This window comes from Steroidobacter flavus (assembly GCF_042651805.1).
In the GTDB taxonomy this organism is placed as follows: Bacteria; Pseudomonadota; Gammaproteobacteria; order Steroidobacterales; family Steroidobacteraceae; genus Steroidobacter; species Steroidobacter flavus.
Genome location: NZ_JBHSDU010000003.1, coordinates 2,445,682 through 2,466,440, shown reverse-complemented (window position 1 = coordinate 2,466,440; position 20,759 = coordinate 2,445,682). Strand labels below are relative to the sequence as shown.

At 62.5% G+C, this 20,759-nt stretch carries 15 protein-coding genes; 10 read left to right on the top strand and 5 right to left on the bottom strand.

The annotated features are described in order from the left end of the window. Window positions 1-15 precede the first annotated feature (15 nt). Window positions 16-435, top strand: a complete 420-nt coding sequence (locus ACFPN2_RS16295; RefSeq protein WP_380598315.1) for a hypothetical protein — start codon at window positions 16-18, stop codon at window positions 433-435. Window positions 436-456: 21 nt separating this feature from the next. Here the strand turns inward: ACFPN2_RS16295 and ACFPN2_RS16290 are convergent, their stop codons facing one another. Beyond that, window positions 457-1,308: an alpha/beta fold hydrolase gene (locus ACFPN2_RS16290; protein ID WP_380598313.1), complete on the bottom strand. Its 852-nt coding sequence runs from the start codon at window positions 1,306-1,308 to the stop codon at window positions 457-459. A gap of 321 nt (window positions 1,309-1,629) precedes the next feature. Between ACFPN2_RS16290 and ACFPN2_RS16285 the strand changes: the two genes are divergently transcribed. From ACFPN2_RS16285 to ACFPN2_RS16255, 7 genes are all read left to right on the top strand, one after another. Beyond that, window positions 1,630-3,708, top strand: a complete 2,079-nt coding sequence (locus tag ACFPN2_RS16285) for a S9 family peptidase (protein ID WP_380598311.1) — start codon at window positions 1,630-1,632, stop codon at window positions 3,706-3,708. Continuing rightward, window positions 3,705-4,796 (top strand): NAD-dependent epimerase/dehydratase family protein, encoded by a 1,092-nt coding sequence (locus ACFPN2_RS16280; RefSeq protein WP_380598309.1) that lies wholly within the window; start codon window positions 3,705-3,707, stop codon window positions 4,794-4,796. Before ACFPN2_RS16285 ends, ACFPN2_RS16280 begins: the two co-directional genes overlap by 4 nt. Window positions 4,797-4,932: 136 nt before the next feature. Continuing rightward, complete coding sequence (locus ACFPN2_RS16275; protein WP_380598307.1) at window positions 4,933-5,874, top strand: hypothetical protein; 942 nt, start codon at window positions 4,933-4,935, stop codon at window positions 5,872-5,874. A gap of 43 nt (window positions 5,875-5,917) precedes the next feature. Beyond that, complete coding sequence (locus ACFPN2_RS16270) at window positions 5,918-7,462, top strand: tetratricopeptide repeat protein (RefSeq protein WP_380598305.1); 1,545 nt, start codon at window positions 5,918-5,920, stop codon at window positions 7,460-7,462. Window positions 7,463-7,667: 205 nt separating this feature from the next. Next, window positions 7,668-9,749 carry a 3-hydroxyacyl-CoA dehydrogenase NAD-binding domain-containing protein gene (locus tag ACFPN2_RS16265; RefSeq protein ID WP_380598303.1) on the top strand — a complete coding sequence of 694 codons (2,082 nt, stop codon included), beginning with the start codon at window positions 7,668-7,670 and terminating at the stop codon, window positions 9,747-9,749. Between the two features lie 27 nt (window positions 9,750-9,776). Next, window positions 9,777-10,979 (top strand): acetyl-CoA C-acyltransferase, encoded by a 1,203-nt coding sequence (locus ACFPN2_RS16260; RefSeq protein ID WP_380598301.1) that lies wholly within the window; start codon window positions 9,777-9,779, stop codon window positions 10,977-10,979. Window positions 10,980-11,073: 94 nt separating this feature from the next. Continuing rightward, a complete protein-coding gene (locus tag ACFPN2_RS16255; protein WP_380598299.1) occupies window positions 11,074-12,342 on the top strand; it encodes a TetR/AcrR family transcriptional regulator in 1,269 nt (422 codons plus the stop codon). 80 nt (window positions 12,343-12,422) lie between these two features. Here ACFPN2_RS16255 and ACFPN2_RS16250 read toward each other — a convergent pair whose 3' ends face one another. Together ACFPN2_RS16250 and ilvB are read right to left on the bottom strand one after the other, a co-directional pair. Further along, on the bottom strand, window positions 12,423-15,356 hold the full coding sequence (locus ACFPN2_RS16250) for a TonB-dependent receptor domain-containing protein (RefSeq protein ID WP_380598297.1): 2,934 nt from the start codon (window positions 15,354-15,356) through the stop codon (window positions 12,423-12,425). A gap of 576 nt (window positions 15,357-15,932) precedes the next feature. Beyond that, window positions 15,933-17,726, bottom strand: coding sequence for a biosynthetic-type acetolactate synthase large subunit (gene ilvB, locus ACFPN2_RS16245; protein WP_380600151.1), 1,794 nt, complete (start codon window positions 17,724-17,726; stop codon window positions 15,933-15,935). A gap of 232 nt (window positions 17,727-17,958) precedes the next feature. Here ilvB and ilvN point away from each other — a divergent pair, with 232 nt between their 5' ends. Together ilvN and ACFPN2_RS16235 are read left to right on the top strand one after the other, a co-directional pair. Beyond that, complete coding sequence (gene ilvN / locus ACFPN2_RS16240) at window positions 17,959-18,531, top strand: acetolactate synthase small subunit (protein ID WP_380598295.1); 573 nt, start codon at window positions 17,959-17,961, stop codon at window positions 18,529-18,531. A gap of 126 nt (window positions 18,532-18,657) precedes the next feature. Continuing rightward, window positions 18,658-19,266: a glutathione S-transferase family protein gene (locus ACFPN2_RS16235; protein WP_380598293.1), complete on the top strand. Its 609-nt coding sequence runs from the start codon at window positions 18,658-18,660 to the stop codon at window positions 19,264-19,266. Here the strand turns inward: ACFPN2_RS16235 and ACFPN2_RS16230 are convergent. Then, window positions 19,263-20,231, bottom strand: coding sequence for a quinone oxidoreductase family protein (locus tag ACFPN2_RS16230; RefSeq protein ID WP_380598291.1), 969 nt, complete (start codon window positions 20,229-20,231; stop codon window positions 19,263-19,265). The genes ACFPN2_RS16235 and ACFPN2_RS16230 overlap by 4 nt on opposite strands. Before the next feature lie 110 nt (window positions 20,232-20,341). Then, window positions 20,342-20,680: a P-II family nitrogen regulator gene (locus ACFPN2_RS16225; protein ID WP_116807733.1), complete on the bottom strand. Its 339-nt coding sequence runs from the start codon at window positions 20,678-20,680 to the stop codon at window positions 20,342-20,344. Between the last annotated feature and the right edge of the window lie 79 nt (window positions 20,681-20,759).

Genomic DNA, 20,759 nt, shown 5'->3' with positions numbered 1-20,759 from the left:
CAAGCCGGGAAAGTCATGGTGGCATTGAGTTATCTGCTGATCATGGGCAGCCTCAGCGGCCTGGTCGCTGTGCTGGCTCATTCGGTGATCTATTCCGTGTACGAGCTGATCCGCTCGCGCGGCACGCACATGAGCTCGGTGAGCTTCACCGACGCGTTCCTGCATTTGATCTGCGGCACCGGGCTCGGGCTGTTGTTCTGGCTCAGCTGGGGATTGGCAGGCGTGGTCGACGTGCCATGGTGGATCCGCGGCATATCGTTCGCGATGCTGTGCTGGGTGCCGGTCTCGCTGCCCGCGGTGGTGGCGGCATGGATCAGCGCTGCGCCGGAGCGCGGCTTGTCCACAAAGACGATGGCATTGATGGCGTCGCGTTGGGCGACGACCTGCCTGATCGCAGGTCTCGCCTGTGCGTGGAGCTGGGAGCGCTCGGGCTGAGCGCTCCTTAATCTAAGTTAATCAGCGATCGAAGAACTCGCGGGCCACGGACGTGAAGCGCTGCGGAGCTGCGCTCAGGAAGCCCTGGCCATAGTCGGGCAGATCGAGCATCGAGCCGTTCGGCAGCGACGCGCGAGCACGACCCGAGTGCTCCCAGAACTCGTCCTTCAACCGCAGCACCAGCGCCGACTGTTTCACCAGCGGCAAGCGCTCGGACGTGGGGAACTCGAGCATCGAGGTGAATGCACGGGTGCCGGCGGCACCGGCGCGCAGCCGATCGCTCAGCTCTTCGGTCAAGGCACTGATGGGCGCGCCCGGCCCGCGACGCTCGAGCGTGCGCTTCCATTCTTCGGACACATCGCTGCCATCCTCACGCGTCCCCGGCGACGGCACATTTTGCAGAAGCGCGGAACGATCCTGCGCGGAGTAGGACGGCACGCCCCACAGCAGCACGCGACGGATCATCTGCGGACGCGCGATGGCGAGCTCAGCCGCGACCAGCGCGCCCAACTGATAACCGGCGAGATCGACACTGCGCAGACGCAGGCTGTCGACGAAATCGCCGATCGCGGCGGCCAGGTCGGCGACGGTTGCCTTGCTGGTGGCCGGATCGGAGTAACCGTGACCCGGCAGATCGGGCGCGTAGACGCTGCGGTCATGCCCGAGCTCGCGCAGGATGGGTGAGAACAACCGGCCCGACCCGCCACTGTGATGCAGGCAGACAACCGGTGTACGCTCGTCGAAACCGCCGCCCGAAGGGTAAGCCGTGGACAGATGAATCTGGCCGTAGCGGCTCTCGGCGTAGGAGCGGCGCACGTGCACGACGGCGGGCTGGGGTAAGGGCAGGCGGTTACGATACTTGGCTTGGATCACTCGAAGTCCCCTTTTCTGACGCTCCATGCGACCGACGCCTCCGTGCGAGTTGAGCGTGGCTCTCGCGAGCCGTGCGCGCGGGTCGCGTATTCAAGCGGGGCCGCGCACTTGCTGGACAGTCGAAAGTGTACGTAGCGATGACAGCGAAGAAATGGACCCACTTCTCAGCTTGCACAGCATGGACAGACGGTTGGATAGACTAATGTCAATTGCACGGACCCACACAGAACAGCAAGAGGCACACCGATGAGACGCATGCCGCTCCTTCGCAGACACGAGCGCGGGCATTGTCATAAGCAAAATCCGCACAGCACCACAGGCGTGGTCGCACTCATCGCCGGCGTCATGCTCGCGACCCTCGCGCATGCCGAGCCTTACACGGCCGCGGCGATGTGGCAGCTCCAGCGACTCGGCACGCCCGATATTTCTCCGGACGGGCGTCTCGCCGTCGTACCGGTCACACGGTATGACGTCGACAAGAACAAGGGCGACACCGATCTGTGGCTGGTGCCGACCAAGCCCGGCAAGCTACGTCAGCTCACCAGCTCCGGCGGCTCGGCCTCCTCGCCGGTGTGGAGTCCCGACGGCGAGATGATCGCATTCGTCGGCAAGCGCGGCGACGATAAACAGCAGCAGCTTTATGTCATCGCGGTCGGCGGCGGCGAAGCGCGGCGCGTGACCAATGTCCCCACCGGCGTGATTGCGCCGAAGTGGTTTCCGGATTCGCGACGCATCGCCTTTCTGTCGCAGGTGTGGCCGGACCTCAACACCTGGGCCGAGATGGACAAGCGCATGACCGAGCGCAACGAAGCGAAGATGACCGCGAAGGTGTGGGAGAAAGCGCCCATCAGTCATTGGGATCATTTTCTCGACGACCGCGACACGCACATTTATTCCATCAGCATCGACGGCGGCGAGCCGCAGGCCATCACACGCAATGCCGGCGTGTCGCTGGATCGTGGCGAGCCCGATGGGAATTCTTACGACATCTCACCCGACGGCACCGAAGTCGCGTTCGCGGTCAACACCGACAGCAGCGGCATCGATCCGAACTTCGACATCTTCACGCTGCCGGTGGAAGGCGGCTCGCCGCAGAATCTCACCAACCTGACCAAGGACAATGCGGCCGACGACACGGTCCCGCTGTACAGTCCAGACGGTAAGTCGCTGGCGTTCCGGCGTCAGGTGATCAAAGGTTTCTACGCGGACCGCGCGCGTCTGATGTTGTACGACCGTCGTGCCAGCAAGCTGCGCAATCTCACCGAAGAGTGGGATCGCTCCGCCGACGGTCTGGTGTGGTCGCCGGATTCCAGTTCGCTGTTCGGCGCCATCGACGATGCCGGCACACGCCGCATCTATCGCTTCGATACCGGCGGCGGCGAACCCAAGCCGGTCACGCGCGAGCACAGCTTCGACTCGCTCGCGATTGCGGGAAGTGGACCGGTGATCGTCGGCTTGCGCCAGAGCTTCACCGAACCACCGACACTCGTGAGCATCATTGCGCGCACCGGCACGCCGACCAAGCTATCGGACTTCAACGACGGCGTGTTGTCGCGACTCACGCCGGGCAAGGTTCAAAGCGTCACTTATAAGGGCGCCAACAACGAAGACGTGCAGATGTGGGTGGTGTATCCGCCGAACTTCACGCCGGATCGCAAGTGGCCGCTGTATCTGCTCTTGCACGGTGGCCCGCATAACGGCGTCACCGATGCTTATCAGTGGCGCTGGAATGCGCAGGTGTTCGCCAACTGGGGCTATGTCACGGCCTGGCACAACTTTCATGGCTCGAGCGGCTTCGGCCAGGCGTGGACCGACTCCATCACCAAGGAATGGATGGCGCTGCCGTATGAAGACACCATCAAGGCCGCCGACTGGTTCCGCGCGCAGCCCTGGATAGATAGTGAACGAATGGCCGCTGGCGGTGGCAGCTTCGGCGGGTATCTTGCGTCTTCCCTGTTGGGCAAGCCGCATCCGTTCAAGACCCTGGTGGCGCACGCAGCGGTGTACAACCAATACACAGAGTACGGCAGCGATTTCGGCGCAGAAAAGAAACGCTTCGGCGAATTCTGGGAAGACGTTGAACGTTTCGCGCGCAATTCGCCGCATACTTTCGCGGCGAACTTCAACACACCGACGCTCGTGATCCATGGCCAACTGGATCAACGCGTGCCGGTGAACCACGGCATCGAGCTGTTCAACGTGCTGCAGAATCGTGGTGTGCCCAGCAAGCTGGTGTACTTCCCGGACGAGAACCACTGGATTCTGAAGCCGCAGAACTCGCTGTTCTGGTACGAAACGTCGCGGCAATGGCTCGAAAAATATGCACGGCCCGGTCCGGGCGATGCCAGTGCGGTGTCGTCCGCTCCGGGTGAGACCACACAAAACAAGGTGTCACAATGACGATCAATCGACGTGAAGCACTATTGATGACGGGGGCCGCGGCGCTGCTCGCGGGACAGACGTTCGCGGCGGAGACGAAAAAGACGAAGCCGCTCAAAGTTCTGATCCTCGGCGGCACGGGTATCAGCGGTCCGCACCTGGTGCGTGAATTGCGCGACGCCGGTCATCAGCTCACGTTGCTCAATCGAGGCAAGCGCAATCCGGGCCTGTTCAAAGACATCGAAACATTGATCGGCGATCGCAACGGTCCGCTCGACGTGCTCAAGGGTCGCGATTGGGATGTGGTCGTCGACAACTCCGGCTACTTCCCCCGACAGCTGAAGCTGAGCACGGACCTGCTCAAAGATCACACGCAGCACTACATCTATGTGTCGAGCATTTCCGCTTACGCCGATCTCACACCGCCGGGCATCGATGAGGACTACAAGCTGGCGGATTTGAAAGACCCGGATGCCACTGAGATCACCAACGACAACTACGGCGGCTTGAAGGCGGCGTGCGAGCAGATCGTCGAGAAAACATTCGGCGAGCGCCAGGCGGTGATTCGTCCTTCATATATTGTGGGGCCCGGCGATTCGTCGGATCGCTTCACCTATTGGCCGGTGCGCGTGGCCCGCGGCGGTGAAGTGCTCGCGCCCGGCACGGCGAACGACACGGTGCAGTTCATCGACGTGCGCGACATGGCGGACTTCATGCGCGCTTGCGTGGAGCGCAAGATCAAAGGTCGTTACAACCTCTGTAATCCCCCGGGCTCCGTGACCATGGGTGAACTGCTCGAAACCAGCAAGCGCGTGTCGAAGTCGAATGCGTCGTTCACCTGGGCGAGTCAGTCATTCATCGAACAGCAGAAGCTGGTCGAGAACGGCGAGATTCCGATCTGGGCGCCGCCCATCGGCAAAGAAGCCGGCGCGACGTTGGTGAGCTCGGCACGAGCGGTGGCGCAGGGCCTGCGATTCCGCGATCTGGATACGACGGTCAAAGACACGCTCGCCTGGCACAACCAGCGCCCGGCCGAAGAGAAAGCCAAGCTGCGCGCGGGCCTCACGGCCGAGCGCGAAGCAGAGCTGCTCAAACAATTGAAGGCCTGAGCCCGATGTGACATATGACTGGCGGCCGTCACGAATGGCGGCCGCCCTTCATCCAAGTACGCAGGTCAGTCGAACAGAAGAGATGGACTCTCGTCGCCGCCGGAGTGACGATAGCGATCTGCTTTTGGAGACTGCCATGTCGTCATTCGTCATCCGCTCAGCAGCCCATTCCCGCCCCGCTCGCGTCGTTCTCAGTTGTATCGCGCTGGCCGTGCTCAGCGCCTGCAATCGTGGCGGCGAGCAAGCCGCCGGCCTGTTGCCCAACGAGCCCGCGGAATTGACCTGGGCACGCGCCGCCCTGGAGCGCAATCCACGTTACGAAGTTTTGGCAAGCGACTCGCAGACGCGCGTGTTCACCGTGCGCGATCGCTCGACCGGCCAGGTTCAGACGATCAACCTGAACGACCTGGCCGCGGCACCCGTCGCGCAATTGAAAGCGCCGCCACCAGCCGCCCCCGCAGCTCCCGCGGCGCCAGAGCCGGCAGCGACTACGGCGGCAGTGCCGCCCGCTCCTGCAGCGCCAGCAGCGGCGCCGGCACCGAACGCAGCGCCTCCGGCAAATCCGGCTTCGCCCGCGCAGCCCGCGCAAGTTGCCGACAACTCACCCGCTGCCGCCGCCGAGCGCGCTCAAGCCGCTGAATCGAACTACACCATCGATCGCACGGGTGGCCAGCTGCGCGTCTCCGGCCCGGGCGTCAGTATTGTCAGCTCCGGCAAAGGCACGGCGTCGAGCGCATCGAATGTGGCCAGCGCACGCACCAGTGAGCCGATCATCTGCGAAGGCAAGCGCATGCTGAAGCTCGACGATCGCAAGATGTACGTGGAAGGGGACGCGATCATCGCCCGCGGCGGCTGCGAGCTGTACATCACCAACAGCACCATCGTCGCCACCGGCACGGGCCTGATCGTCGAAGACGCCATCGTGCATGTCGCCAACAGTCACATCGAAGGATTGAACGGCTCGTTCAACGCCACCGACCGCGCCAAGATGTTCGTGCGCACCTCCACCTTCCAGGGCGTGCCGCACCGGGCGGAGTTCGCGAGCGTGCTGGATCAAGGCGGCAACGAATGGCACTAGCCATTGGCGATTGATGCCATGGCGGCACTAAACTAGCGCCGCCGTGGAAGCCCCGACCCAAGAACAACAGCCCGCCGCCCATCGTTTCCGGACCGCCCGAAGAGTGGCGGGCCTGGTCGTGCTCGCCGCGCTCGTGTCGTGGCCCATCCTTCGCAGCTGTGCGCCCGAAACTCCGGAGCCGACCGTCCCCGCGCCGCCCGTGCGCGAAGAATTCCACGCGTCCAAGCCTCTGCGCCTGCAATTGCAGAGCGAAGCGGAGAACGCCGATCTCGCGTGGCTGCGGTACGAACTGAACCATCTGCTAGCTCGCGGCAAGATGCACATGTCCGCGGTCTCGACCGATCCGGGCGATCCCAAGGTATTCACCCTGCGTGTGACACTGAGCGCGGATGGCAAGCAAGCGAAGCTCGCACTGATTGCACCCGACGATAACGTCGATCGCGAGAGCCCCTTGCCGCTGCCGGACGACACTCGCCTCGCGACCATCAGCGCGTTCGCCACTGCGTTGCCCCGCTTTCTCAACGCCGCGCATACGACGGGCGATTGGGTCGCGCTCATCGGCACTGAAGACGCCAAAGCGTATGACACGTTTCTAAACAGCTCGCTCGAGTGGTCGGGCCCGCAAAGCTCGGGCTTCACCCAGCCGCCGTCGGCGCCGAGTCGTGCGCGCTCGGTGGAGCGACTGGAATCTTTGATTCGCAGTCAGCCAAAGTTTGCGCGAGCATGGGGGGCGCTCGCCGCCGGCTATCTCAGCCTCGGCGGCGAAGATGAAACATCGCTGACGCAACTCGCCGAAACCAGCGCTGAGCATGCGCTCACACTCGACGACAGCATCGCGGATGCGCACGCCGCGCTCGGCCTCGCCCATCTGCGACGAAACGAATGGGTCGCCGCGCGCGAGCAATTCGAGCGCGCGTTGACGCTCGATGCGCAAACAGGCGCCGCGCTCGAAGGGCTTGCGTGTTTGCTGGTGGATGCGGGGCGATATAAGGAAGCCGCACCGTTCGCCGCGCAAGCCGTCGCCATCCAGCCGCAGAGCGTCGGCGCGAACGAATGTTTCTCATACACGCTCACGACGACTCCGGCACCGCCGGCGATTCAAGCAACGCCGTCGCCCGTGCGCGCACTCGAAGCCATCCTTGCCGGCGATAACTCCTCTGCAAAAGAAATATTGCAAGGCGCGCTGAGCACGCAGGACTTCAATCGCTGGGCCGAGCCGCTGCTGCGTGCGGCGGACAATCGTCGTTACATTCCCGGAGCGCTGCAGGCGGTGACGCTCGCGGCGAGCGAACAGCAGATCGATCCCGCCACGGAAATTCTTTGTGGCGCGGCGTTGAAACAACCCGAGTTCGTTTTCAATCGAATGTCACGACTGCAGCGACAAGGCGAGCGCTTGCCGCTGCGTGTGCTGTGGATGCCGCAAACGCAGTTCTTGCGACAACATTCGCGCTTCGAGCAAATCGTGAGCGCAGCCGGGCTGCCTGCCTTCTGGCAAGAACAAGGCATTGCGGATGTGTGCGCGGCAGAGCCTGCGCTGTACGGATGCAAAGTGCATCCGACCGCGACCAAATCCTCCGATCGACGCTGATTGTCGGACCATCCGACCGCCGCAAGTCGTTGATTACCTGTTGGTAACCAACCCGCGCAGCGGAATGCTTTGCAGTGCGGTAAAGCGCGCGAAAGTGCGCCATAATGCCGGCCCCGCGATGTCATAGCCGCCAGGGTGGTGACACCCGTCGCGCGCTTCATTCCGCCTCGCGGACCGATCAATCAAGTCAACAGGAGACGCACCGATGGGGGCAATCAACGCAGTGACCGACCTGTCTGTGGAAGACGGGATCGCGATCATCACGATCAACAATCCACCCGTGAATGCACTGGGACATGCGGTACGCGATGGCATCGTCAAGGCGATGCATCAGGCGGATGCCGACCCCGCGGTGAAAGCGGTGGTTTTGATTTGCGAAGGTCGCACCTTCCACGCCGGCGCCGACATCACCGAATTCGGCAAGCCGCCGGTGGCCCCGTGGCTCCCTGAAGTCGTGGTCGAGATCGAGAATGTGAGCAAGCCAACGGTCGCCGCGATTCACGGCACCGCGCTCGGTGGCGGTCTCGAAGTCGCGTTGGGTTGTCACTATCGCGTCGCTGTTCCCTCCGCGAAGTGCGGATTGCCGGAAGTTCATCTCGGCTTGTTGCCGGGCGCCGGCGGCACGCAGCGCCTGCCTCGCATCGTCGGTCCTGAGAAAGCGCTCGAGATGGTCACGTCCGGTGCGCACATCGATGCGAAGACCGCCAACGCCGCTGGCCTGATCGATGAGATCGTTCCTGAAGGCACACTGCGCGCCAGCGCGATCGCCTTTGCGAAGAAAGTCGCCGCCGAGAAGCGCACGCTCAAGAAAGTGCGCGACATCAACGACAAGGTCGAAGCCGCTCGCGGCAAGCCGGAACTCTTCGCTGACTTCCGCAAGGCGAATGCCCGCAAGTTCCGTGGCTTCCTCGCTCCCGAATACAACATCCGCACCATCGAAGCCGCGGTGAATCTGCCTTTCGACGAAGGCATGAAGGTCGAGCGCACACTGTTCCAGGAACTGATGGGCGGCGTGCAATCGGCCGCGCAGCGCTACGTGTTCTTCGCCGAGCGCGAAGTGTGGAAGATTCCGGATGTGCCGTCCGACACGCCGACGCTGCCGATCGCCAAGGTCGGCATCATTGGCGCCGGCACCATGGGCGGCGGTATCGCGATGAACTTCGCGAACGCCGGCATTCCCGTCACCATCGTGGAAACCAAACAGGAAGCGCTCGAGCGCGGCCTGGGCGTGATCCGCAAGAATTATGAGACCACCGCGAAGCGCGGCAAGCTCAAGCCCGAAGATGTCGAGAAGCGCATGGGCCTGCTGACCGGCACGCTCGAGCTGGAAAAGCTCGCCGACTGCGACCTGGTCATCGAAGCCGTGTTCGAAAACATGGACGTGAAGAAGGACGTGTTCGGCAAGCTCGACAAGATCGTCAAGCAAGGCGCCATCCTCGCCTCCAACACTTCTTATCTGGACGTCAACGAGATCGCCCGCGCCACTAAGCGTCCGGAATGGGTGCTCGGCCTGCACTTCTTCTCGCCTGCGAACGTGATGCGTCTGCTCGAAGTCGTGCGCGGCGAACAGACTTCCAAACAAGTCGTCGCCACCGCCATGCAACTCGCCAAGAAGATCGGCAAGATCGGCGTGCTGGTCGGCGTGTGTCACGGCTTCGTCGGCAATCGCATGCTCGCGGCCCGTCAGGCCCAGGCGCAGGCGATGCTCATGGAAGGCGCGATGCCTTGGGACGTGGACAAGCCGTTGTATGACTTCGGCATGCCGATGGGCCCGTTCGCCATGGGCGACCTCGCCGGCCTCGACATCGGCTGGAGCAAGGAAACATCGAAGAGCTCGACGGTGCGCGAAGTGCTGTGCGAGATGGATCGTCGCGGTCAGAAGACCGGCGCCGGCTTCTATGACTACGACGAGCAGCGCAATGCCAAGCCGTCGCCGGTCACTGAGAAGATCATCAAAGATTTCGCCGCCAAGGCCGGCGTCAAGCCGCGCCAGATTTCGGAACAGGAAATCCTCGAGCGCTGCATTTATCCGATGATCAACGAGGGCGCGAAAATTCTGGAAGAAAAGATCGCGATCCGCCCGTCCGATATCGACATCGTGTGGATCAACGGTTACGGCTGGCCGGTATATCGCGGCGGCCCGATGTTCTATGCCGACACCGTCGGCCTGGCGACCGTGGTCGCGAAGCTCAAGGAATACGGCCCGAAGCTCGGCGCCGACTTCAAGATCTCGCCGCTGCTGGAAAAGCTTGCGGCCGAGGGCAAGAAGTTTCAGGACCTGAAGTAATCACCGACTGTCGTAAGGAACATCCCCATGCGTGAAGCAGTCATCGTTTCCACCGCGCGCACACCGATCGGCAAGGCTTATCGGGGCGCGTTCAACAACACTCAGGGCCAGGAGCTGGCCGGTCATGCGATCGCCGAAGCGGTCAAGCGCGCCGGCATCGACGGCGCTCTGATCGAAGATGTGATTCTCGGCTGCGCCTTGCAGCAGGGCTCGACGGGCGGCAACGTCGCTCGTCAGGCACTGCTGCGCGCGGGCCTGCCGGTCACGGTGTCCGGCATGTCGATGGATCGTCAGTGCTCGTCGGGCTTGATGGCCATCGCGACCGCGGCCAAACAGATCGTTCACGACGGCATGCAGATCGCGATCGGCGGCGGCATCGAGTCGATCTCGCTGGTCCAGAACGACAAGATCAACAAGTTCCGCGCCGCCGATCCGTGGCTGGTCAAGAACATTCCGCAGATCTATATGACGATGATCGAGACTGCGGAAATCGTCGCCGAGCGTTACGGCGTCAGCCGCGAAGCTCAAGACGAATATTCGTTGCAGTCTCAGCAGCGCACCGCCACCGCGCAATCGGAAGGTCGTTATGACGCCGAGATCGCGCCGCTGGCCTCGACGATGATCGTGACCGACAAGGAAACCGGCGCGACTTCCGAGAAGGCCGTGACCTTGAAGCTCGACGAAGGCAATCGTCCGCAGACCACGCTCGCCGACCTGCAGAAGCTGCAGCCGGTGTTCAAGGGCGGTCAGCGCATCAAGGAAGGTAAGTTCATCACTGCGGGCAATGCTTCGCAGCTCTCCGACGGCGCGTCGGCCTGCGTGCTGATGGAAGCGAAGGAAGCGGAGAAGCGCGGCCTGAAGCCGCTCGGTGCATATCGCGGCATGATGGTCGCGGCATGCGATCCGGACGAGATGGGCATCGGTCCGGTGTTTGCCGTGCCGAAGCTGCTGAAGCAGCATGGCTTGAAGATGGACGACATCGGTATCTGGGAATTGAACGAAGCGTTCGCCAGCCAGGTCCTGTACATCCGTGACAAGTTGGGCATCCCGAACGACAAGCTCAACGTGTCGGGCGGCGCTATCTCCATCGGTCACCCGTATGGCATGTCCGGCGCTCGTATGACGGGCCACCTGCTCATCGAAGGCAAGCGCCGTGGCGCCAAGTACGGCGTCGTGACCATGTGCGTGGGTGGCGGCATGGGCGCCGCCGGTCTGTTCGAAATCTTCTAAACTGCGGAACAAAGCGGCAGATCGACAGGTCTCTGCTTGTCAGGAAACCCAGGGGGCGGGATGCTCACATTCCGCTCCTCGGAGATCACCGCGGATGTCTGCTTCGGACAAAGAGGTCACCCCGCCGGCGCCGCGCCGGGCAGCCAAGGCGAGTGGCGGCGATACTAAATATGCCCGCAAACAGCAGGCGATCATCGCTGCTGCCAGCGAGATCCTGAATCGTGACGGCGTCAAAGGCATGACGCTCGCGAACGTCGCGAGCCGCGTCGGGCTCATCACTACCAGCGTTACTTATTACTTCCGCAAGAAGGAAGATCTGGCGGTCGCCTGCTTTCTGGACGCAATAGCCCGTGTCGATGCATTGGTCGAGGCCGCGGCGCAGGAGCCCGATCCGCCGGCGCGCGTGCAACGCCTGCTTTACCTGTGGCTGCAGCTGCGCTATCGCGTCGTTACCGGCGATGAGCCGCCGGTCGCCCTGTTCGGCGACATGCGCACGCTACAGAAACCTCAGCGCACGATCGTCGGCGATGCATATCGCCGTTTCTTCGCCAAGCTGTGCGCGCTGTTCGAGTCTCCAGAGTTCGGCTGGATGACGCCGACGCTCCGCGCCGCCCGCGCGCACATCCTCAGCGAACAAATCCTTTGGGGCGTGATCTGGCTGCGGCGTTACGACCCCGACGACTTCGTCCGCGTACACACGCGCATGTGTGACATTCTGCTCCATGGATTTGCGGGCGCGGGTCGCACCTGGCGGAACGTGCCGGTCGCTCTCGATGAAATGCTGCCCGAGGCTCAGCAATCCGCCGCGCAGGAAACATTTCTGATCGCCGCGACCCGACTGATCAATGAGCGCGGCTACCGGGGCGCCTCGGTCGAGAAGATTTCCGAACGGCTGAATGTCACCAAGGGCTCGTTCTACTACCACCACGACGCCAAGGACGACCTGGTCGTGGCCTGCTTCAAGCGCAGCTTCGACACCATGCGACAGATTCAGCGCACGGTGCTGACCCGAAGCGACGATCACTGGGAACAACTGACCACACTGGCGGCGGCGCTGTTTGCCTATCAAATATCCGAGCGCGGGCCGCTGTTGCGCACGTCGGCATTGGTCGCGTTACCGCTGTCGATGCGCCAGGAAATGATCGAGGCTTATGGCCAGGTGTCCAACCGGTTTGCAGGCGTGATTGCCGATGGCATCACCGCCGGCTCGATACGCGCGGTCGATCCGATGATCGGCGCACAGATGTTCTCGGCGACGCTGAACGCGTCGGCGGAATATCGCTGGTGGGTGCCCGGCGCGACCAGCGAGCAAACCCATGAGCTGTATGCGAAGCCCATGCTCGTGGGCCTCTTTGCAGAATAAAAATGGGGCCCGCGTGGGCCCCATTTCCAACCGGCGACCCCATCCGTGATCGTCGGTCACTCCTGTCTCGAACGCCTCCGTCAGAACTTCTTGTTCAGCAGCATCTTGAAGTAGCGGCCGTACGGATTGGCGAGGAACGGGTCGTAGCTCAGGTCGAGACGAGCCAGCGGCGGATCGCGATCGGTGAAATTGATCACCGAGGCCGTGATCGTCGTTTCACCCGGCAATGACAGGCGATACACCGCGTCGAACGTCAGGAACGAGCCGACCTCGACACCCGGGCCCGGGGTCAGGCTGGTGCGGATATCCTTCACGCCATCGATGTATCGAGCCGTGAGGCGCAGACCCTGACCTTCGCGCGAGAAGTCGAAGTACGCCGCGCCACGAAGCTCGGGCAGCGAACCTGCACCCAAACCAGAAGCACCGCGCGTACCTGCGAAGTCGCCGGCCGCCTGGATCTGGATTCCTTCCACGAACGACGCTTCACGCTCGTACTCCAGCGTGTACGTCGCATCGGCACCGACCAGCATGTCGGTGCCGAACAGCAGATCGTCGAACAGATACGACGTGCCCAGATCGATACCCGACAGCTTCTGATCCGGACCGTTGATGGTGTTGGTCTGGATCTTGATCAAACCGCCGACGTTGATCGCCTGCGGGTTGAGCGGGTTGACGCATTGGCCGCCCTGGAACACGAAGCGCGAGCGCAAGCCTGCGAAGCGCGCGTCAGTACAATTGGCCACTGACGAGAGGAACACCGCAGCCATTTCCGCGCCGCTCTCCGCTTCGAGCGAGTCGGTGAAGTCGTAGCTCCAGTAGTCGACCGTAGCTGTGAAGTTGCCGGCCTTGACGATGGTGCCGACGTTGAACGTCGTCGCCTCTTCAGGCTTCAGGTTCGGATCGCCCGAGTTGTCGATCGACTTGTAGCCACCCGCCGCCGGAATGAACGACAGCACGGTCGCAGTCGAGTTAGCTAACTGCGTCTGTTGCGGACCACGGAACGTGGTACCGACCGAGCCACGGAAGGTCAGCCAGTCGAGCGCCTGCCAGCGCAGCGAAAGTTTCGGATTCGTGGTCGAGCCCACCGAGCCACCGTAATCCTCGTAACGGAACGCGAGCTGTGCCGAAAGACTCTCGAGCACCGGCACGTTCAATTCGGTGAACACAGCGGAAATATCACGAGTCAGATCCAGCGGCGAGAATGGACCGAGGAACGTGAACACACCCGACTGCACTGTGCAGTTCATATTGCCGAGCGACAGCGAGTCCACGCACGGATTCTTGGTCACATCGGTCAGATCGTTCGGATCGCGCTCGAGCGTTTCCTCGCGGTACTGAAGGCCGGCCGCCCAACCGATCTCGCCGGCCGAGAAGCCGAACGGCAACTGACCGTTGAGGACGGCGTCTACAACAAACGTCGTCGCCGTATCTTTGTATTGGTTCTCCTGGAACAGCCAGCCGGCGAGCTCGGCCGTGTTCACTGTGCTCGGATCGTACAAGGGATTCACGACGCCGGTGGCCGGATTCATTTGCACGGCGGTGGAGAACGGGTTCAACCACAAACAGCCGTTCCCACCCGGCGTGGCCCGGCTGGTGCAGTTCGGACCGCCGAAGCCGTTCAATGCATCCTGCAAACGCGTGGTGACGATGTCGAGGGTAATGACTTCGCGCGTGGTCTCCATGTAGGTCACGCCCACGTCCCAACCGAAGACGTCCGTCTGACCTTTCAAGCTGGTCGAGACGCGGTATGCATCGAAGTTGCGCTCGTCCTGTTTGCCTTCGCCGGTGAGCGGATTGCCGCCGGCACCGAACGGACGCCAGCTCAGACCGCTCATGCGATAGCGGGCGGCATTGTTGAACGCAGTGAGCGAATTGCCGGTGAGCTGCTGCTGTAACAGGCTGCGCAGCTGCGCCGTCATGCCCGGGTTATCCAGCGGGACATCGAAGTCCGGCGCCGTCAGGTTGCCGTTCCCGTCCAGCACCGGACCGAGGTTCGGCGCATAGGACGGCGAAGCATTTTCCTCGGGCGTCTCGTGCACGGCATACATCGCTTCGACGTGCAGCTCAGTGCTCTCGCCGAACAGCTTGTTGAACTCGGTGTAGACGTTGTAGTGCTCTTCGCGCTCGACCAGGTTATCGAACGGAGTGAACTGGAACGTACAGGTCGGCGAGCCCGTGGAGGAGACCGTGGCGAGATTGCCCGAAGGCACGCAACCCGGATCGCGGCCCACGCCAGTCAGGGAGCCCGCCAGGTTCTCGAACTGGATCTGGCCGGGGTTGCCGAAGCTTGAATAACCGCCGTTCGGATTCTCAGTGATCGGACGGATCGCGAAGTCACGATCGGTCGCGGACAGCTCGGAGCGATGGCGATAACCGCCCGCCACCAGCACATCCCAGTCATCGCCCTTCGCACCCCACAGCAGGTTGGCGCTGTAGTCGCCATCGGACCCATCGACGTAGTTGTACGAGCCTTCGAGGTTCATTCCCTCGTAGCCGCGCTTGGTGATGAAGTTGACGACGCCGGCGACGGCGTCGGAGCCGTAAGTCGCCGCGGCGCCGTCCTTCAGGACTTCGATGCGACCCATCGCCGCCGTCGGTAACAGGTTCACGTCGTAACCGATCGTGCCGGCCGGCGACGGCGCCAGACGGCGGCCGTTCATGAGCACCAGCGTGCGCACGCCGCCCAGGCCGCGCAGGTTGATGTTCGCGGTGCCGGACGTGTTCGGCGCGGTGAACTGATTCGACTCGCCGACCACGCCCTGCACGGACGGAATCTGCTTGATCAGCTCGACCATGCTGGGCGAGCCCTGCTTGGCCAGATCTTCGGCTCGCAACACATCGATGGGCAGCGCGGCGTCCTCGGCGGCGCCCTCGATGTACGAACCGGTGACGACGATCACTTCGATTTCTTCGATGAACGTCGTTTGTTGCGGCTCAGCCGCGGATGCCACTCCTGCCCCCAGCGCGGTCGCCAGCAAAGCGGTGTGGATAGTCGAACGTAGATACGAACTCATGAATCCTCCTGACATAGTCCGGGCAAACCGGTGCATCCGCCCGGCCGCAGCACCCCGGATGACAACTTCGAAGCCTTTCGCCAATACGTTTCAGTGGTGTCCGATTTGCGCAGCCATCCCGCTGCGCTCGTCGGCATTTTTTACGGTGTTGGAAACTGCGGTATCCCCCTACCGGTCGTCAAGCGCTGACCAATGTCAAAAGGCCTTTTGTTGCTCTGCTAATACAAACTTCACATTGGAGTGTGAGAAGCGTCAAATTCGGCCCTGGATTTGTGACGGCCGTGCTGTCTCGATACAACAAACCGGCCGCTTGATGACACCGGTTTCTGGCGGGAAGCCCCGAGTTCGTGTTCAGGGAATGTCTTTTTCCAAGGATGGGTATGGATGCTGCGTGCACGCAACAGTGGCCGGCGGGTTTCGCGATGCGGGCGGAAGGCGGCTTGTGAAGCTGGCCACGGGAGAAAATAGAACGGCAGGCGCCGGCGAACGGCCACGGGCGTCCGAGCCCGGCGCTACAAACCGGGCTTTCGAAAAACGATTTTGAGGCGTCTGCCGGCCGGGGCGGCCGGAGCGCGTTTAGAACATCTCGGACGCGTCCGGCGGACGGATCTGCGTCGGCGAATTGCGGGAGTTGATGTGCTGGCCGGTGATCATCTCGTTATAGGCCTGACCCGGGCCGACCATGGGATAGACGCCGGCATCGGGATCGATCATGACCTCGAGGAACGCGGGGCCCTTGAACTCGATGAACTCGCGGACCACCCGCTCGATGTCTTCCTTACGATCCAAGCGAACCGCGTACGGGAAGCCATCGGCCTGCGCGGCCTTGATGAAGTCCTTCTTATGAAGCGACTTGTCGCTGGCGGACAGCCGGCCTTTGAAGAACAGCTTCTGCCACTGCTTCACCATGCCGTCGCCGCAGTTGTTCAACACCACGATCTTCACCGGCAGATCGTAGGTCGTGACCGTTTCCAGCTCGCCCAGATTCATACGAATGCTGGCGTCGCCGTCGATGTCGATCACCAGCTTGTCGGGATTGGCGAGCTGCGCGCCGATCGCGGCCGGCAAGCCGAAGCCCATGGTGCCCATGCTGCCTGACGTGAGCATCAAACGCGGGCTGCGGAAATCGAAGTACTGCGCCGACCACATCTGATGCTGACCGACGCCGGTGCTGATGATGGCATCGCCCTTGGTGAGCCGATTGATCTCTTCGATGACGTGATACGGCTGAATCAGCGCGCTGTTGCGATCGTAGTTCATCGCGTGATCGCGACGCAGCTGCGCGCAGTGCTCGATCCATTCCGACCAGTCGCGCTTGAAGTTCCCACGCCGGCCGTACGCCAGCAGCGTGCGCAACGCTTCCGGAAGCATGCCCACGTGATGCCAGTGGACCGCCTTAACCTTGTTCACTTCAGATGCATCGATATCGATCTGCGCGATGCGCTTGGCATTCGGCGCGAACTTCGGCGGATTGCCAGCGACGCGATCGTCGAAACGCGCGCCGAGCGTGATCAGGAAGTCACAATCGTCGACCGCATAGTTCGCGAACGCCGCACCGTGCATGCCGAGCATGCGCATCGACAACGGATGAGTCGTATCGAACGCGCCCAGGCCCATCAACGTAGTGACGACCGGAATGTTGAATTCGAGCGCCAGCTCGCGCAGCGCCGCTGAGCCGCCCGACTGAATCACGCCGCCACCGGCGTAGATCAGCGGCCGCTTGGCTTCGCCCAGCATGTTGAAGAATTCGGCGCATTGAGCATCCGACAGCGCGCTGCGCAGGAGCCGGTTCATGCGATGCCGATAGCCCGGCACAGGCAGTCGGCCGGTGCCCTGGAACGGGCCGCGCCAGTTCTGCACGTCCTTGGGAATGTCGATGACCACGGGACCGGGCCGGCCGGTGCGAGCGATCTCGAACGCGGTCCGGACCGTGGCTTCCAGCTTCGCGGCGTCAGTCACCAGGAAAATATGCTTGGCGACCGAGCCCATGATGCTGGCCACCGGTGCCTCCTGGAACGCGTCGCTACCGATCGCGCCGGTCGGCACCTGGCCGCAGATGACCACGATTGGCACCGAATCCGCCATACAGTCGCGGACCGGAGTCACTGTGTTGGTGGCGCCCGGACCCGAGGTCACGACGCACACCCCGACCTTGCCAGTGGCCCGTGCATAGCCCGCAGCCATGAAGCCCGCGCCCTGCTCGTTGGCCGGGACGACCAGCGGCATGGGTTTGGCGCCTTCTTTCACGCCATCGCGGTTGTGGACGAAGATCGCGTCGTATGTCGGCAGAATCGCGCCGCCGCTATAGCCGAAGACCGTCTCGACGCCTTCATCGGCGAGCACCTGGACGATGATCTCGGCGCCTGACATCTGCTTGCCCGCGAGCGGGTGGCTGGCGGCGGAGAGCGCGGCAGGACTGTGTTTCACGACGGTTTCCGGAAAAAAATGCGCCCGATGCACCAAATGCGACCGGGTTTATGCGACCGAGGCAGCGTACAGCAAGGTGGCGGCAGCGTCTATTTGGCACCGGACCCCGTAGGCGCAGGACCGGTCAGTCCCGTATGCTCCTCAACCCTCATCCCCGCGACGCTTGCGCGAACTCATGACTACTATTGTGACGCCCCAGTCCGGGGCCTGGACCACCTCCGCCACCTCGAAGGCCACCGCGATGAGCTCCCGCAAGCGCCACATCGTCTCCATTCTGTTACAGAACGAAGTCGGCGCGCTGACGCGCGTCGCCAGTCTGTTCTCCACGCGCGGCTATAACATCGAATCGTTGAACGTCGCGCCCACCGAGGATCCGACGGTATCGCGTTTGACACTGGTTACTACCGGAACCGAGGCGGTCGTTCAGCAAATCGTCAATCAGTCGCTCAAGCTCATCGACGTCGTCAACGTCGACGACGTGACGCGCGACCAGCACGTGGAGCGCGAGCTGTTGTTACTTAAGATGCGCGTGCCGGGGTCGCAACTGGCGGCAGTGAACTCTGCTGTGCAAAAGGCAGGCGGTAGAGTCTTGTCGGATGACGCGGAAAGCTATACCGTCGAACTGACCGATAGCGAAGCGCAGATCAACAGGTTCATTGCCGAAGCGGGGAATCTCGGCGAAGTACTCGAAGTCGTGCGCAGCGGTGCCTTGGCAATCTTGCGGGGAGCGACCACGCTCCGCGCCTGACCGGCTCGCATTTCGTTACGGCAATCTCTGCAAACATCACGGGGCAGGATGTTTTCGGGGACGTGTTCATTCATTTGAACGCGTTCTTGGAACTATGCCTGCATACGCTGATGGATTGGAGAGACGATGTATCGCCTGTATGACTACTTGCCTTCGGGCAACGGCTATAAAGTGCGCCTGGTGCTCAAGCAGCTGGCGCTGCCGTACGAGCTGATCGAACTCGATATAAAAATCGGCGCGACCCGCACTCCCGAATTCCTGGCGAAGAATCCCAACGGCCGCATTCCGCTGCTGGAAATCCCGGAAAAGGGCTGTCTGGCCGAGAGCCACGCCATCATCTCCTTCCTGGCCGAAGGCTCGGCGCTGATCCCGGACGATCCCTATCAGCGCGCCCGCATGTGGCAATGGCTGTGCTTCGAGCAGTACAACCTGGAGCCGAACATCGGCACCGTGCGCTTCTGGCTGAAGATGCTGGGCAAGACGCGGGTCGAGCTCGGCGAAAAGCTCATAGAAAAGAAAAAGAGCGGTTACGCGGCGCTCGACGTGCTCGAAGACGGCTTGCGCGAGCGTAACTTTCTGGTCGCCGATCAATTCACGCTGGCCGACATCGCGCTGTACGCGTACACGCATGTCGCTCACGAGGGCGGTTTCGATCTGGCGCCCTATCCAAACATTCGCAGCTGGTGCGACCGCGTGTCGTCGCAGCCGCGCTGGGCGCCCATCACTTCAGCCTAAGGTAACAAGACCGTTGAGCCCGTCGTGCGCCGGGCCTCGAGATCGGCATGCGCACGAGCCGCTTCTTTTAGCGGATACGTTTGGCCAATTTGCACTTTGATCGCGCCCCGACCCATGAGATCGAACAACTCACTGGCGGCCTTGGTCAGCGCCGCACGGGTCGAAGTGAAATGAAACATCGTGGGTCGCGTGAGATACAGCGAGCCGCGCTTGGATAATTCCAGCGGTGATATCGCCGGCGGCGCGCCCGAAGCATTGCCATAGCTCACCATCAAGCCGCGAGTGCGGATGGTGTCGAGCGAGCGCATGAAGGTGTCTTTGCCGACGGAGTCATACGCGACCGCGACGCCTCGTCCGCCAGTGATCGCCTTGGCTTGACCGACCCAATCGTCGTCACTGAGCAGCGCGTGTTGCGCCCCCAGTTCGCGAACCATATCGGCCTTGGCGGAGGAGCCGACGATCGCGATGACGGTCGCGCCGAGATGACGCGCCCACTGCACGAGAATCGTTCCGACACCACCGGCGGCGGCGTGGATCAACAACGCATCGCCCTTCTTCACGCGATAGACCTGACGCAGCAGCATCTGCGCCGTGAGACCTTTTAGTGTCGCGGCGGCCGCGGTTTGATCGTCGATGCTGTCCGGGAGCTTGACCAGATCGTCGGCGGACATGACGCGAGCTTCGGAGTAACCGCCCGAACCCTGCGCGTAGGTGACGCGATCGCCGACTTTCACATGTTTGACGCCGGGGCCGACAGCCTCGATGACGCCAGCCGCTTCCTTGCCCAGCGTCGCGGGCAGCGGCTTCTGATAGAGGCCGTTGCGCTCATAGACGTCGATGAAGTTCACGCCGACGGCACCATGCCGCAGCTTTACTTCGCCGCGCCCGGGCTCGCCAAGCTCGATGGATTCCCAACGCAGAACGTCGGGGCCGCCTGTTTCATGAAAGCGAATGATGCCGGTCATGGCGGCATTCTAGGACCGCCGTCGCTTTCGACCAACGAATCAATTCAGCGGTGACGGGACGGCACGATTGCAGGCGGCGAGGTTCGCCGCCTGTCGCCGCCGGAGACGGATTACAACGCCTGGTCGTCCGCTTCGCCGGTGCGGATACGGAGCACGCGCTCCAGGTCGGTGATGAAGATCTTGCCGTCGCCGACTTTGCCGGTCTTGGCGGCATTGATGATGGCTTCGGTCACCTGATCGACCAGCGAATCCTTCACCGCCACTTCGATCCGGGTCTTCGGGACGAAGTCCACCACGTACTCGGCGCCTCGGTACAGCTCGGTGTGACCGCGCTGCCGGCCGAAGCCTTTCACCTCGGTGACTGTCATGCCGGACACGCCGATTTCCGACAACGCGGCACGAACGTCGTCGAGCTTGAACGGCTTGATGATTGCGCTGATGAGTTTCATTCCCCGTGGCTCCTGTCGCTTGCGCTATGGGTCTGTCATTTCCGCCGGGTCGCGTGGCGTGGCCAGACAACCTTGCACA